A 13,567-nucleotide genomic window follows, 5' to 3' on the forward strand; every position below is an offset into this window, starting at 1 on the left:
GCTGGGTCTATGAGCACACAAGGAAGCAGACGTGCCGCGCTGCTGGCGATCGCGGCGCTGGCCGCCACGTTGGGGGCAGGGTGCAGCAAGGTGCCGGACACCATAAAGATCGGCGTGGCCCAGCCGCTGTCGGGTCCGCAAGGCGAGGTGGGGCAGGACATGCTCAACGGCGTGACGCTGGCGGTGCAGGAGCTCAACAAGTCCGGCTTCACGGTCGATGGCAAGACCGTCACCCTGGAAGTGGTCGCGCAGGACGACCGGGCCGACGCCGACTCCGGCAAGAAAGCCGCGCAGCAGCTGGTGGAGTCCGGCGTGGTGGCGGTCATCGGCAACCTCAATTCGGGCGTCAGCATCGCGGCGGCGCCCATCTATGCCGAAAAGGGCATCGCGCAGCTGGCCATCTCCACCAACCCGCGCTTCACCGAACTGGGCCTGCAGACCACCTTGCGCCTGGTGGCCAATGACAACCTGCAGGCCCGCGCCATGGGCTCGTTCGCGGCCACGCAGCTCAGCACCGCCAGCTACGCAGTGCTGGACGACGGCACGCCCTACGGCAAGGACCTGGCCGATGGCGCGGCCAAGCAGCTGGCGACGGAGAAGAAGGAGGTCACCGTGCGCCAGTCGTTCGACGACAAGACCACGGATTTCGACGAGGTGGCCCGCCGCATCCAGACGGCGAAGGTGGGCGTGATCGTCACCACGCTCAACGACTTCCAGGTGCTGGCGCTGCTGCAGGCGCTGCAGAAGATCAACTACACCCAGCTGTCCGTGCTGGGCAGCGACACCATCAAGACCGCCGACATGGTCAAGGGCATGGGGATGGTCACGGCCATCTATGCCACCTCGCCCGTGCTGGAGGTGCGCGAGTTCATCACCGGCCGCCAGTTCCTGGACCGCTACAACACCGCGTTCAAGAAGCCGCCCGCCTACGGCGGCCACTACAGCTACGACGCCACCTACGTGCTGTCGGCCGCCATCAAGCAGGCCAAGTCCGCCGATCCGAAGGAGATCACCAAGGCCCTGCGCGCCATCAACGGCTACGCGCCCGTCACCGGCACGATGACCTGGGACGACAAGGGCGAACAGCGCTACGGCGCCGTGGGCGTGTACAGCCTGCGCGCCGGCAACTGGGAACTGCGCATGCGCTCCGACCGCTGGTGAGCGGACCGCCGCCCGGCGCCACCATGGCGTCCGGGGCCTCGCCAGTCCACGGGGAGGGGAGGGGCAGGCCCCAGGTCCTACACTCGGGCGCATGAGTCTGTTGATCCTCGGAATCGAATCCTCCTGCGACGAAACCGGTGTGGCGCTGGTGCAGTCGCCCACCGGCGACGGCGTGCCCACGCTGCTCGCCCATGCCCTGCACAGCCAGATCGAAATGCACCAGGCCTATGGTGGCGTGGTGCCCGAGCTGGCCAGCCGCGACCACATCCGCCGCGTGCTGCCCCTGACCGAAACCGTGCTCGCCGAATCCGGCCGGCGCCTGGCCGACGTGGATGTGGTGGCCTACACGCGCGGCCCGGGACTGGCCGGCGCGCTGCTCGTGGGCGCCGGCGTGGCCTGCGCCCTGGGCGCTGCACTCGACAAGCCCGTGCTGGGCGTGCATCACCTCGAAGGGCACCTGCTGTCGCCGTTCCTCAGCGCGGACCCGCCGGAATTTCCCTTCATCGCGCTGCTGGTCTCGGGCGGCCACACGCAGCTGATGCGCGTGGACGGCGTGGGCCGCTACGAAATGCTGGGCGAGACCATCGACGACGCCGCCGGCGAGGCCTTCGACAAATCCGCCAAGCTGATGGGCCTGGGCTACCCCGGCGGGCCCGCGCTGTCGCGGCTGGCCGAGCAGGGCGACCCGGCCGCCTTCAAGCTGCCGCGCCCGCTGCTGCACAGCGGCAATCTCGATTTCTCGTTCGCCGGCCTCAAGACCGCCGTGCTCACCCAGGCCAAGAAGCTGGGCGACGACCTCGAAGCGCGCAAGGCCGACCTGGCCGCCAGCACGCAGGCCGCCATCGTGGACGTGCTGGTGCGCAAGACCGCCACGGCGCTGCAGCAGACCGGGTTGCGCCGCGTGGTGGTGGCGGGCGGCGTGGGCGCCAACCGGCACCTGCGCGAGCAGCTCAACGCCATCTGCGCCCGCACCCAGGTGCGCGTGCACTACCCCGAGCTGCACCTGTGCACCGACAACGGCGCCATGATCGCCATGGCCGCCGCCATGCGCCTGCAGGCCGGCCGCCAGCAGGCCAACCGCGACTACGCCTTCGACGTCAAGCCGCGCTGGCCGCTCGATACGCTGCAATAAGGAGCGGCGGCCGAAACTGGCGGCCAGACCGCAGAGCAACCGCTGGCAGACGATGGCGCCGGCGAACTGACGCATTGCCAGCTAGATGCACCGTTGTCGCTCGAAGCGGCTGCGCCGCTGGCCGCAGCCCGCGAGCAGGCGCGGGGACGCTCTGCCACCGGGCGAGCGAACCCCGGCTACGGCTTCACCGTCACCAGCACGGCGATGGCCGCTGAAAGCGCGGCGACTGCCGTGGGCCCGTGTCGAAACAGCGACGGCTGGGGCCCGGTGTCGCTTTGCAGGCGCCGGCGAAGCGTTGCCGACAGCACCCCGTGAATCGCTGAAAGGGCGATGACCAGCGCCATCTTGCCGAAGAGCCAGGCTTGTCCGATCCAGCCACCCCCTGCCGCGAGGCCGAGGCCCAGCACCCACACCAGCGCCATGGACGGCGTGGTGACGCGCCGGTCCCATTGAAGCACCGCCATACCCAGGCGCTTTTCATGCGGCAGAAGCACGCTGCCGGCCGCTGGCCATCGCGATGCCACCACGGAAAGTAGCAGCAGGCCTCCCACGAAGATGAGGGCCGCGCCGACGTGCAGGCCTTTGATCCACAGGTACGTCATCGAAGAACCCACCGGCTGTAAAGCCCTCCAAAGGGCAGGCAGGCAGCGAGCATCAGCTTCCCCGCGGCCTGCTTTGAAAGGCCTCCGCCTGCCACTGTTCGCACCACCGCCCATCCCAGCGCCAGGAACGCCAACCCGTGTATCGGCCCCATCACTGAGACGGCCATTGGAAAGCCCCCCAGGTGCTTCAACGGCACCGCGACAAAAAGCAGTGCCAACAACGTTGTCGCTTCCAGGACGCACCAGGTGCGCAGCGCTGCGAAACCGTGAGCGGGCCCATCCGGGCGGGCAGAAGAGCCAGGGGCTGGATCGTGATGCGTCATTGCCCCATTCTTGCTGGAACCCCTACACTGGGACAGTGGCAAGAATGCCAGTATTCGATGGTTTTGAGACAGCGCCCCCGGATTGCGCTGCACGGCTCTGGTGCCCCCTCCCGCATGACCTCAACGAGACCTCCGCTTCAAAGACCCCATCGCATTGCATGTCTCGCGCTTCCGGGCGTCTTGTCGTTCGATCTGGCGACCGCCTGCGAGTCCTTTCGATTTGCGACGAATGCTTCTGGCGCGCCCTGCTACCAGATCGCGGTATGCGCGGAGCAGCAGGAACTCGATGCAGGCCCCTTCGCCATACGCATCAGGCACGGCCTGGAACCGCTCGAGACGGCTGACACCATCATCGTGCCGGGCATCCTGCTGCCTTCGCCACCCCTGTCTCTTGCCGCCTCGCAAGCGCTGCGCCGGGCGTCCCAGAGAGGCGCTCGCATCGCTTCCATCTGCTCCGGCGCCTTCGTTCTCGCGGAAGCGGGTTTGCTGGATGGGCTGCGGGCGACCACCCATTGGGTGGCCGCACCGGCACTGGCCCACCGGTATCCCGCGATCGACGTCGATCCGTCGGTGCTGTTCGTCGACAACGGACAGATACTCACCTCTGCAGGGGCCGCTGCGGGCCTGGACCTCTGTCTGCACATGATCCGTGCAGACTTTGGCGCCGCCGTCGCTGCGCACGTGGCTCGGCTGTCCGTGGTGCCGTTGCAGCGCGAAGGGGGGCAAGCGCAGTTCATTCCACCGCCGGCACAGGCCACCGACAAAAGCCTGCAGCCCCTGGTCCGTTGGGCCCTGGCAAACCTTCATCGGCCAATGACCCTCACGTCCCTGGCCCAGCAGGCGTGCAGCAGCACCCGGACGCTGCACAGGCGGTTCAGTGAGCAGTTCGGAGAGTCGCCCGCGCAGTGGCTGTCCCGGATGCGCGTGCAGAGGGCGCAAGAACTGCTGGAACGCAGCCGTCTCTCGGTGGAGCAAATTGTCAGCCAGGTGGGCCTGGGTTCTGCCGCGAACTTCAGGCTGCAGTTCCAGCGGATCGTCGGCGTGAGTCCAAGCCACTACCGCAAGAGTTTCGGCCGGCGCATCGGTACGGGCGATTAGCCCGTTCGCAGCCCGCTCAGCCGTGAAGCATCGGTTTTTTCGTGGAGACGCGGGGGGGGGGGGCACGAAAAAGCGCCCTGGCGTTTCGGCCAGGGCGCTTCGCGTTCTGCCTGCCTCGGCGGGCCGGCGTCAGGCGATGGTCAATTGCGTGGCGCGGCTTTCCGGCACCACCTTGCCCAGCACCAGCGTCAGCACGCCGTTTTCGAGCTTGGCCGAACTCGCGGCGACGTCGATGTCCGCGGGCAGTTCCCAGGCGCGCTGCACCTGGCGCGGCGCACCCTCCACGCTGGCCAGGCGCACCTGGTTGCCGTCGATGGTCAGTTGCAACTGGTCGCGTGAGAGACCTGGCAGATCCATCTGCAGGGTCACGGTCTTTTCGTCCTGCTGCACGGTGTAGCCGGCAGCCGCCGGGGCCGACAGGGTATGGTTCAAAAAGCGCTGCAGGGCCACGTCGGCGGAGCGGGGGGCGTTGAAAGCGGCGCGGCGGATCACGGGGGCGAAAATCATGGAAAAACTCCTGGAAAAAACAGTGTCTTCGCGGCTCCCGGGTCGTTCGCCGCATGGTCCACAAATGTGTGTGGCGCGCTGCATTTCAAGGGCTTTTTGATCACGCGAATCGGCGCTGCACGCGCATGGAATCGGCCTGGGGATGCCTGCCGTTTTTACAAGGGGCCGCCGCGCACGGGTTGCGCTGCCGGAACCCGCGCGGCGCTGGCGCATCCCATGTGCAGCCGCCCCCGCGCCGGTTGCGCGGGGTTACATCCCTTTGTCCGGACGCGTCTTTCGCAGCCTTCACAATGCACGCTGATCAGGGAATCGCCATGCCTACTCTTCGTCCATCACCTTCAAGCCCCATGCCTTCGCGCCATTCCCGCACCGTCCGGGTGCTCGCGCTGTCCGCCGCGCTCGTCGCCACCCTGGCCGGTTGCGCTTCCAGCTCGGTCCCCGGCCTGGACCGCACGCCGCGCTTCGACCCGGACGACTTCGACAGCGCCAGCATGCACACCCGCCACATCAATGCACCGCAGGCGCGCGTGTGCGAAGGCGCCCGCCGCGCCCTCCTGAGCCAGGGCTACCTGGTGAGCACCGCCAGCGCCGAAGTGGTGGCCGGGCGCAAGTACTTCCAGCCGTCCAGCGACATCCATTACGAGGTCGAGATGCGCGTCGTCTGCGCCACCGAGGGCGGTGACAAGACCCGCACCGCCGCCTTCGCCAGCGCCCTGCAGGACCGCTACGTCATCAAGAAGATCAACAACTCCGCCTCGCTCGGCGTGGGCGCGCTGGGCTCGGTGTCGCTGCCGTTTTCCGCCAGCGACGACACGCTCGTGAAGGTGGGCAGCGAAACCGTGACCGACCCGCGCTTCTACGACCGCTTCTTCCAGCTGTTCGACCGCTTCGTGCCCGCCGCGCGCGAGCAGGTGGGGCAGGCATCGCCCGCCGTGCCGCCCACCGTCGCCAACGAAACCGCGAAGAAGGAGGCCCGCGAATCCGGCGAGGTGCACGAGATCCTGCCCATGCCCGTCACCATCCCCACGCCGGTTCCCCGCCAGCCGGCCGTCACCGGCTTTCCGATGCCGCCCGCCGCGAACGCGGGGGTGGAAACGCCAGCGGCCGAACCGGCTGCGGCGCCCGCTTCGGCACCGGCCTCCACGCCGGCGAACTGAACGCCGGCACCGCCGGGAGCGCGGTGCCTGCCACGCGATGCCAACGGGGCCCCGTGCGATGCCGTTTCGCGGGCCGGGCCGGGCGGGCGGCCTGAAGGACGGGCGGCGGTGATCGCGCAGCGCCGGGCGCCATCCGCGCCCGGCCGCTCCGATACACTGCGCGCCTTTCCCATCCCGGGCGGCTGCCCTGCCGGCAGCGCGGCCCACAGGACCGCTCGCATGACCCATTCCTTCCCGCTCGCCGCGCGCCGCGCGCGCGCCCTGGCCGTGGCCGCCGCCACGCTCGCTCCCCTGGCTTTCATCGCGGCCAGCACCGCGCAGGCCGCCCCGGCCGCCGCTGCGGCGGCCCAGGCCACGTCCGCCAGCGCACCGCGCAAGGCAGCCGCAGCCACCGGCGCGCCGATCCAGGTCGCGCTCATCGAAAGCATGTCCGGCCCCTTCGCCAACACCGGCGAGGCGGTGTTCCGCAACGTGCTGTGGGCCACCGAGCGCGTGAACGCGCGCGGTGGCGTGCGCCTGCCCACCGCGGCCGGCGGTGCCCGGCCCCTGGTGATCGAGCGCTACGACAGCAAGGGCCAGAACGAAGAGGCCCTGTCCGCCCTGCGCGCGGCCATCGACGACGGCGCGCGCGTCATCCTGCAGGGCAACTCGTCGGCCACCGCCGCGGTCCTGATCGAGGCCATCAACAAGCACAACGAGCGCGAGCCGGGCAAGCGCGTGCTGTTCCTCAACTACTCGGCCGTCGATCCCATCCTCACCAACGAAAAGTGCAGTTTCTGGCACTTTCGCTTCGACGCCCACGCCGACATGCGCATGGCCGCGCTCATGGACGTGATCCGCGAGGACAAGGCCCTGAAAAGCGTGTACCTCATCGGGCAGGACTACAGCTTCGGCCAGGCCGTGCTGCGCGAGGCCAGGAAGCAGCTGGCTGCCCAGCGCCCCGACGTCGCCGTGGTGGGCGACGAGCTGCACCCCGTCGGCCGGGTGAAGGACTTCGCCCCCTACGCCGTCAAGATCAAGGCCAGCGGCGCCCAGGCTGTCGTCACAGGCAACTGGGGCAACGACCTCACCCTGCTCGTCAAGGCCGCGCGCGAGGTCGGCTACGACGGCATGTTCTACACCTTCTACGGCAACGCCCTGGGCGCGCCCGCCGCGCTCGGCGATGCCGGCGTGGGCAAGGTCGTGGCCGTGGCCGACTGGCTGCCCAACGTGCCGGGCGCGCAGAGCGAGGCCTTCTACCGCTCCTTCCGCCAGCGCTTTCCGCAGCCCGCCGACGACTACGTGCACATGCGCATGCAGCTCATGGTGGAGACCCTCGCCCAGTCCATCGAACGCGCCGGCAGCACCGACGCCACCGCCGTCGCCCGCGCCATGGAAACCGCGAAGGTGCAGCTGAACGGCCAGGCCGGCACCATGCGCGCGGCCGACCACCAGTTCCAGCAGCCCCTGGCCGTGGGCGTGATGGACCGGCAGGGCGCGCCCGGCGTGCCGTTCGATGTGGAGGGTTCGGGCTATGGGTTTCGCGTGGTGCGCCAGATCGCCGCGGAGAAGGCGGAGCAGCCGCAGAGCTGCAAGATGGTGCGGCCGTGATTCCCTGCGGGGATCAGGGCGGCCCGAGGCTGGATCGCGGGGTTGGGTGGGCCGCTAGCCCTTGATCCGCCGCAGCACCATCGGCGCTCCATCCACACCCCATCCCCCGCCGCAACACCAGCACCTCGCCCGACGCCGGGTAGATCCCCGTCAACGCCGTGATGTTGACCTGGTGCGTCACCCACACCTCGACCTGACCCGCAGGCACTGCCGCCAGCGCTTTTCGCAGCGCCGCGGTCTGCGCGCCTTGCGTGTCGCCCCCCTCGAAGAACGAATTCAACGCTTCCCAAGGCTCCATCTGGCCGAAGGCCAGCATGGCGGTGTCCTGGCATCGGCACCAGGCGCTGGAGCGCACCCGCTGGGGCGCCAGGCCTTGCTGCTTCAGCAGTGCCCCGATGCGCTGGGCCTGCGCGCGCCCTTCGGCGCTGAGGTTGCGTTGCGTGCTGCATTGGCCCAGGGCGAAGCCGGGTGGATCGCCCGTGCCGGGGTCGGTCTGCGCATGCCGCATCAGCAGCACGGTGCCCGGCTCGGTGGCGGCGTAGGAGGCGGCGGCGGTGGAGGACAGGGCGCCAGCCAGGCTGGCGGCCGATCCCAGGCGCAGGAATTGACGGCGTTGCATGCGGTCCATTGTGGGCCCCGAAGCGGGGAACGCTCGCTTTTTTGTTCCGCCGGGTTTTGCTACCGCGCCGCGTTCACCTCGCGCCCCAGCTCGATCACGGCCATGGCGTAATAGCTCGACCAGTTGTAGCGCGTGACCGCATAGAAGTTCTCGGTGCCCGCGTAGAAGACGGGCGATGCCACGCCGTTCTGCAGTTCCACCAGGGCCAGTGGGCCGCGGTGGGTGGCGCCGTCGCCCTGCACCAGTGCGCCCAGTTCGGCCATGCGGGCGACGGTGAAGGTGGGCAGGATGTCGGGGGCCAGCAGGTCTTCGAGGCGCAGCCGCGCCGGGTCGAACTCGACCGCGTAGTGCGTGGGCATGCCGGTGGTCCAGCCGTGGCCCTTGAAGTAGTTGGCGACCGAGCCGATGGCGTCGGCGGGGCTGTTGAAGAGGTCGATGCGGCCGTCGCCGTCGAAGTCCACCGCGTATCGCGCCCAGCTGGAGGGCATGAACTGGCCCAGGCCCATGGCGCCGGCGTAGCTGCCGCGCGGCTCCAGCGGGTCGGCGTTGGTGCGCTGCATGAGGCTCAGGAACTGCTCCAGCTCGCCCCGGAAGAACGCCACGCGCTCGGCCGCGCGCGGGTGGGCCATGGGAAAGTCGAACGACAGGGTGGCCAGCGCGTCGATGACGCGGAAGTTGCCCATCTGCTGGCCGTAGATGGTTTCCACGCCGATGATGCCGACGATCATTTCCGCCGGCACGCCGTATTCGCGCTCCGCGCGGGCCAGGGTGTCGGCGTTGTCGTGCCAGAAGCGCACGCCCGCGCGGATGCGCACGGGCTCGACGAAGCGGCTGCGGTACACGCGCCAGTTCTTGGGCGTGCCGGCCGGCGGCGGCAGCATGAGGCGCGGCACCTGGCTCAAAAAGCGCGCCTGGCCGATGGCCTGGCGCACCCATTCGCGGTCCAGGTCGCGGCGCGCGGCGATGTCGTCGGCGAACTGCATGGCGTCCGCGCGCTGGTCGTAGAAGATCGCCGGCTGCGGGGCCGCGGCCGGGGCCCGGGGCGGGTTTTTCTTGACGGGCTTTTGGGCGATGGCACCCGGGGACAGGAGGGCGGCGGCGATCAGCAGCAGGGCGTGGCGAAGGAAGGCGAAGGAGGGCATGGGGCGGTCAAGGGGTCGGCGGCTGGCGCGCCGGCCAGGGCAGGCGGCGCAGGTCGCGCCGCAGGTCGGCCAGGGCGGTGGCCGGTTCGGGGGCGTAGCGGGTGTGTTCCAGGCGCAGCAGCCAGTCGGCGATGGGTGCGCTGGCGGCGTCGCCGAACTGCGCCCGGGCCCGCTCGGCCATGGCGCGCGGCGGCAGGGTGGCGGGCAAGGGCAGGCCGGCGCGGGCGAGCCGGTCGCGGGCATGGGCCAGCAGGCGCAGCCAGGGGTCGTGCTGGCTGCGTTCCCACAGCGTCCAGCCGGCGCCCACGAGCGCGGCCAGCGCGGCCAGCCCGCCCAGGGCCCGGGCCAGGTCTTCCCAGCTGGGCGATTCGATGCCCAGGGCTTTCAGCATGTCGAGCTGGCGGCCCTGGGTGTAGTTGAGCACCCACTGGTTCCAGCCGTTGTTGACGGCCTCCCACACGGCGCGCATCTGCTGCACCATGCCGGGGCTGATCATGGTGTCCATGGCGTTGCCGAACACGCCGCGCGGGGCCTGCAGGCGCTGGAAGGCGCCGATGCGGCCGGGCGAGACGGCGCCGGTCGGGTCCACGCTCACCCAGCCGCGGCCTTCGAGCCAGACCTCGGCCCAGGCGTGTGCATCGCTCTGGCGCACGGTCCAGTAGCCGTCGACCCCGTTGCGTTCGCCGCCCTGGTAGCCGGTGACGATGCGCGCGGGAATGTCCATCGCCCGCATCAGCACGACGAACGCCGAGGCAATGTGTTCGCAAAAGCCTTCCTTGATGTCGAACCAGAAGGCGTCGGCCGTGTGCTGGCCGTACACGCCGGGCTCCAGCGTGTAGTTGTAGCCGCCGGTGCGCAGCCGGGCGAGGGCGGCGTCGATCAGGGCGGGCGGCCCGCCGGCGGCCAGGCGCGGGTCGGCCAGCATCTCCTGCGCCAGGGCGCGGGTGCGCGGGTCGAAGCCGTCGGGCAGCTCCACGTAGGAGCGCATCTGCCCGGTGCGCTGCGCCGGGCCGTGGGTGAAGCGGGGATAGCTTTCGGCGCGGTAGCGCATGACCTCGTTGACCGGCCGGTTGACCACCCACTGCAGTTCCTGCGTCATGAAGGCCGACAGGCCCTCGGGCAGCTCGGGCCGGTCGCGGGCCACGTCCAGGGTGAGCAGCCAGGGGCGCCGCAGCGGCTCCAGCGTGACGGCGTAGCGCAGGGGCTCGCCCTCGGTCTGCAGCCGCGCGGGCGCGGGCGGGCGAAAGGCCGAGGACGGCGCGCCGGACTGCCCGAGGGCGAACCACTGCCGGCCGTTGAAGGCGGTGAGCACCGGGCCGCGAAAGTAAAGCTGGCTCTGCGGCGGCGCCTCGCCGCCCGGCGTGTCGAACTGCACGCGCATCGCCACGCTGTCGTCCAGCGCCAGCGAGGCGACGTTGCCGATCTCCATCTCGCCCGACAGCCCGCTGCGGCCCGAGGGGTTGTCGTTGGGCATGCCCCACAGGGGCGCCATGCGCGGGAACAGCAGGAACAGCGCCAGCATGATGGGCGCGCCCAGCAGCGCCATCTTGCCGGCCGTGCGCATGGATTGCGCCAGCGGCGGGCGGCCGACGGGCATGTGGGCGTTGACCAGGGCGGTGAGCAGCCCCAGCAGCGCGACCAGCATGGCGGTCGCCGTGAGCAGCGACTGCGAGAAGAAGAAGTTGCTGAGCATCGTGAAGAAGCCCAGGAAGAAGATGACCATGGCGTCGCGCCGCGCGCGCAGCTCCAGCGTCTTGAGCGCCAGCAGCATCACGATGAGCGTGACGCCCGCATCGCGCCCCACGATCGTGCGGTGCGACGCCAGCGTGAGCGCCACCGACACCACCAGCAGCCCGCCGGTGGCCCAGCGGCCCGGCAGCGGCCGGCCTTCCAGCGCCAGCCAGCCGCGCCACGCCAGCACCAGGGCGGCGAGCGCCGTGGTCCACACGGGCAGGTTGGCGGTCTGCGGCGCGATCACCCAGGCGATGACGACGATGAGGAACAGGGTGTCGCGGGTGTCGCGCGGCAGGGTGGCGAGCGTCTGGCGCAGGCTCATGGGCGGGCGCTCCGCGCCACCGGCAGGCGGCCGGACGGCATCGGCAAGGAATTGCTACTATTTTTGTAGCGATATGCCCTAGTGTTGATTGCGCTGGATGGCATTTTGATCATGAAAGGTGGGCGGTGCTCAGCACAGGGCCAGCGCCTCCAGGCAACGGCGGCGGTGGGCGGCGCCGCTGTCCTGGGCGATCTCGCCGCCGGGCAGGCGCAGCCCGTATTCCACGCCCAGCCGGTCGGCCTGCAGCACCCAGGCGGCCAGGCGCGACAGGCGCGCTTCGGGGTCGCTCAGGCCGGTGACGGCCGGGTCAAGCCATAGCTCCTGCCGCTGGGCCTGCTGGGCGTCGCGGCTCACCAGGTCGTCGGTGCCGGTGGCCAGCGACTTGGCGGCCTTCTTCCAGACCACCAGCTTGAGCGGGTCGCCACGGCGGTAGGCCCGCACGCCGTCGAACTCGCCGATGCCCTGCGTGGGCGTGCTGCCCGCGCCGCCCGAGCGCGGCTCGCCCGCGGGCAGCGGTGGGGGCGGCACCTCGGGCTGGGGATACACCAGCACCTGCGCCGCGGGCCGCCAGAGGGTCCAGACACGGAAGGTGCCCAGCGGAAAACGTGTCTCGGCCGTGAGCGTGGGCGCGTCGTGCAGCCCGCGCCGCAGCGGCTGGTAGGCCACCTGCACGCTGGCCGAGCCTTCGGCGGGCACGTCGGTCCAGACCCATTTGGTGTCCGTGCCCGCGCCGTGCACCGCCACCGCGATGCCGTGGCGCGCGGTGCGCCGCGTGTGGCTCAGCTTCACCTCCAGCGCGGTGCTGGTGCCCAGGAACTGCGGCTCCGGCGCCACCAGGTGCAGGGTGAGGCCGCGCAGCGTGCCGTGGCAGATGTGGATGCCCACCACCGCGCTGCCGGCCAGCAGGAAGGTGAGCAGGTAGCCCAGGTTGAGCTGGAAGTTGATGGACGCCACCAGCAGCACCAGCAGCGTGAGCGCCAGCATCCAGCCCGCGCCCGTGGGCAGGATGTACACATTGCGCTGGGTGAGCGTGACGGTGTCGGTGCGCTTGATGCGCGACTGCCACCAGCGCTGCCAGCGCCGCTGCAGGGCGGACAGCGGCCAGAGGGTCGCGCGCGGGGCGTGCGGCGGCAGCGGCGGGGTGAGCGGGGGCGGGGCGGCGGCCGGCATGGCGGGGCGGTGTGGTTGGGATCGGGGGAGCAGGGGGTTCTATGGGGGGGGGCCGGCGGCGGAGGGCGGATTCAGGGCAGCGGCACGGCATCCACCATGGCCCGCACCTGCTCCACGGCGCCGCGCCCGGCATCGCCCACGGGTACCAGGCGGTGGGCGACGGTCTGGGGCAGCACGGCCTGCACGTCGTCCGGGGCCACGTAGTCGCGCCCCGAGATCAGCGCCTGCGCCTTGGCCGCGCGCACCAGCGCGATGCCGGCGCGGGGCGACAGGCCCTGCAGGAACCACCGGCCCGAGCGGGTGGCGGCCATCAGGTCCTGCACGTAGTTCAAGAGCGGGTCGGCCGTGTGCACGGCCAGCACCTGCTGCTGCAGCTGGGCCAGCTCGTCGCCCGAGAGCAGGGGCAGCATGCTGTCCACCATGTCGCGCCGGTCGGCCCCGGCCAGCAGCAGGCGTTCAGCCGCGCGGTCCGGGTAGCCGATGGAGATGCGCATCAGAAAACGGTCAAGCTGCGATTCGGGCAGCGCGAAGGTGCCCAACTGATCGTGCGGGTTCTGCGTGGCGATCACGAAGAACGGATGGGGCAGGGCGCGGGTTTCGCCCTCCACCGAGACCTGCTTTTCTTCCATGGCTTCGAGCAGGGCGCTCTGGGTCTTGGGGCTGGCGCGGTTGATCTCGTCGGCCAGCAGCACCTGCGCGAACACGGGGCCTGGGTGGAACACGAACGACTCCTTGCCGCGCTCGTACACCGAGACGCCGGTGAGGTCGCTCGGCATCAGGTCGGCGGTGAACTGCACGCGCGAGAACTGCAGCCCGAAGGTGCGCGCCAGCGCGTGGGCCAGCGTGGTCTTGCCGACGCCGGGAACGTCCTCGATCAGCAGGTGGCCGCCGGCCAGAAGGCAGGCCACGCAGTCCTGGACCTGGGCGCTTTTGCCCACGATCACCGTGTTAAGCTGGTCCAGAAGCGACTTGATTTTGTGCTGTGCTTGCATGGTGCGACGTTATCCGAA

13 protein-coding genes are annotated in these 13,567 nt (G+C 70.3%); 5 read left to right on the forward strand and 8 right to left on the reverse strand.

The genetic code is table 11. The annotated features are described in order from the left end of the window. Nucleotides 1-9 precede the first annotated feature (9 nt). A complete protein-coding gene (locus M5C96_RS07800) occupies nt 10-1,161 on the forward strand; it encodes a branched-chain amino acid ABC transporter substrate-binding protein (protein ID WP_272568328.1) in 1,152 nt (383 codons plus the stop codon). A 91-nt stretch (nt 1,162-1,252) separates the two neighbouring features. Beyond that, nucleotides 1,253-2,293 carry a tRNA (adenosine(37)-N6)-threonylcarbamoyltransferase complex transferase subunit TsaD gene (gene tsaD / locus M5C96_RS07805; RefSeq protein WP_272568329.1) on the forward strand — a complete coding sequence of 347 codons (1,041 nt, stop codon included), beginning with the start codon at nt 1,253-1,255 and terminating at the stop codon, nt 2,291-2,293. Between the two features lie 176 nt (nt 2,294-2,469). Here the strand turns inward: tsaD and M5C96_RS07810 are convergent, their stop codons facing one another. Both M5C96_RS07810 and M5C96_RS07815 read right to left on the reverse strand, forming a co-directional pair. After that, nucleotides 2,470-2,895 carry a CopD family protein gene (locus M5C96_RS07810; protein WP_272568330.1) on the reverse strand — a complete coding sequence of 142 codons (426 nt, stop codon included), beginning with the start codon at nt 2,893-2,895 and terminating at the stop codon, nt 2,470-2,472. After that, a complete protein-coding gene (locus M5C96_RS07815) occupies nt 2,892-3,218 on the reverse strand; it encodes a DUF3817 domain-containing protein (RefSeq protein WP_336297886.1) in 327 nt (108 codons plus the stop codon). The genes M5C96_RS07810 and M5C96_RS07815 overlap by 4 nt, the downstream gene beginning before the upstream one ends. A gap of 114 nt (nt 3,219-3,332) precedes the next feature. Here M5C96_RS07815 and M5C96_RS07820 point away from each other — a divergent pair, with 114 nt between their 5' ends. After that, entirely contained in the window at nt 3,333-4,316 is a 984-nt protein-coding gene (locus tag M5C96_RS07820; protein WP_272568331.1) for a GlxA family transcriptional regulator, read from the forward strand. Nucleotides 4,317-4,445: 129 nt separating this feature from the next. Here the strand turns inward: M5C96_RS07820 and M5C96_RS07825 are convergent, their stop codons facing one another. Next, nucleotides 4,446-4,823 carry an Hsp20/alpha crystallin family protein gene (locus M5C96_RS07825; RefSeq protein WP_272568332.1) on the reverse strand — a complete coding sequence of 126 codons (378 nt, stop codon included), beginning with the start codon at nt 4,821-4,823 and terminating at the stop codon, nt 4,446-4,448. Between the two features lie 347 nt (nt 4,824-5,170). Between M5C96_RS07825 and M5C96_RS07830 the strand changes: the two genes are divergently transcribed. Continuing rightward, nucleotides 5,171-5,980 (forward strand): DUF2242 domain-containing protein, encoded by an 810-nt coding sequence (locus M5C96_RS07830; RefSeq protein ID WP_272568333.1) that lies wholly within the window; start codon nt 5,171-5,173, stop codon nt 5,978-5,980. 219 nt (nt 5,981-6,199) lie between these two features. Next, complete coding sequence (locus M5C96_RS07835) at nt 6,200-7,570, forward strand: branched-chain amino acid ABC transporter substrate-binding protein (protein WP_272568335.1); 1,371 nt, start codon at nt 6,200-6,202, stop codon at nt 7,568-7,570. A 13-nt stretch (nt 7,571-7,583) separates the two neighbouring features. Here the strand turns inward: M5C96_RS07835 and M5C96_RS07840 are convergent, their stop codons facing one another. The 5 genes from M5C96_RS07840 to M5C96_RS07860 all read right to left on the reverse strand — a co-directional run bounded on the left by M5C96_RS07840 (nt 7,584) and on the right by M5C96_RS07860 (nt 13,549). Continuing rightward, nucleotides 7,584-8,189, reverse strand: a complete 606-nt coding sequence (locus tag M5C96_RS07840) for a histidine phosphatase family protein (protein ID WP_272568336.1) — start codon at nt 8,187-8,189, stop codon at nt 7,584-7,586. A gap of 59 nt (nt 8,190-8,248) precedes the next feature. Then, nucleotides 8,249-9,331, reverse strand: coding sequence for a lytic murein transglycosylase B (gene mltB, locus M5C96_RS07845; RefSeq protein WP_272568337.1), 1,083 nt, complete (start codon nt 9,329-9,331; stop codon nt 8,249-8,251). Between the two features lie 7 nt (nt 9,332-9,338). Beyond that, complete coding sequence (locus M5C96_RS07850; RefSeq protein WP_272568338.1) at nt 9,339-11,387, reverse strand: transglutaminase TgpA family protein; 2,049 nt, start codon at nt 11,385-11,387, stop codon at nt 9,339-9,341. Between the two features lie 129 nt (nt 11,388-11,516). Next, nucleotides 11,517-12,557 (reverse strand): DUF58 domain-containing protein, encoded by a 1,041-nt coding sequence (locus M5C96_RS07855; RefSeq protein ID WP_272568339.1) that lies wholly within the window; start codon nt 12,555-12,557, stop codon nt 11,517-11,519. A 71-nt stretch (nt 12,558-12,628) separates the two neighbouring features. Then, the gene (locus tag M5C96_RS07860) at nt 12,629-13,549 is read right to left on the reverse strand and encodes an AAA family ATPase (protein ID WP_272568340.1); all 921 of its coding nucleotides are present in this window, start codon (nt 13,547-13,549) and stop codon (nt 12,629-12,631) included. Nucleotides 13,550-13,567 lie beyond the last annotated feature (18 nt).

Source organism: Acidovorax sp. GBBC 1281 (genome assembly GCF_028473645.1).
GTDB lineage: Bacteria > Pseudomonadota > Gammaproteobacteria > Burkholderiales > Burkholderiaceae_C > Paracidovorax.

What these genes read in the sequence shown, in the direction of transcription:
- M5C96_RS07800 (WP_272568328.1), top strand. Translation starts at nt 10, where the DNA reads ATGAGCACACAAGGAAGCAGACGTGCCGCGCTGCTGGCGATCGCGGCG.
- tsaD (WP_272568329.1), top strand. Translation starts at nt 1,253, where the DNA reads ATGAGTCTGTTGATCCTCGGAATCGAATCCTCCTGCGACGAAACCGGT.
- M5C96_RS07810 (WP_272568330.1), bottom strand. Translation starts at nt 2,895, where the DNA reads ATGACGTACCTGTGGATCAAAGGCCTGCACGTCGGCGCGGCCCTCATC.
- M5C96_RS07815 (WP_336297886.1), bottom strand. Translation starts at nt 3,218, where the DNA reads ATGACGCATCACGATCCAGCCCCTGGCTCTTCTGCCCGCCCGGATGGG.
- M5C96_RS07820 (WP_272568331.1), top strand. Translation starts at nt 3,333, where the DNA reads ATGACCTCAACGAGACCTCCGCTTCAAAGACCCCATCGCATTGCATGT.
- M5C96_RS07825 (WP_272568332.1), bottom strand. Translation starts at nt 4,823, where the DNA reads ATGATTTTCGCCCCCGTGATCCGCCGCGCCGCTTTCAACGCCCCCCGC.
- M5C96_RS07830 (WP_272568333.1), top strand. Translation starts at nt 5,171, where the DNA reads ATGCCTTCGCGCCATTCCCGCACCGTCCGGGTGCTCGCGCTGTCCGCC.
- M5C96_RS07835 (WP_272568335.1), top strand. Translation starts at nt 6,200, where the DNA reads ATGACCCATTCCTTCCCGCTCGCCGCGCGCCGCGCGCGCGCCCTGGCC.
- M5C96_RS07840 (WP_272568336.1), bottom strand. Translation starts at nt 8,189, where the DNA reads ATGCAACGCCGTCAATTCCTGCGCCTGGGATCGGCCGCCAGCCTGGCT.
- mltB (WP_272568337.1), bottom strand. Translation starts at nt 9,331, where the DNA reads ATGCCCTCCTTCGCCTTCCTTCGCCACGCCCTGCTGCTGATCGCCGCC.
- M5C96_RS07850 (WP_272568338.1), bottom strand. Translation starts at nt 11,387, where the DNA reads ATGAGCCTGCGCCAGACGCTCGCCACCCTGCCGCGCGACACCCGCGAC.
- M5C96_RS07855 (WP_272568339.1), bottom strand. Translation starts at nt 12,557, where the DNA reads ATGCCGGCCGCCGCCCCGCCCCCGCTCACCCCGCCGCTGCCGCCGCAC.
- M5C96_RS07860 (WP_272568340.1), bottom strand. Translation starts at nt 13,549, where the DNA reads ATGCAAGCACAGCACAAAATCAAGTCGCTTCTGGACCAGCTTAACACG.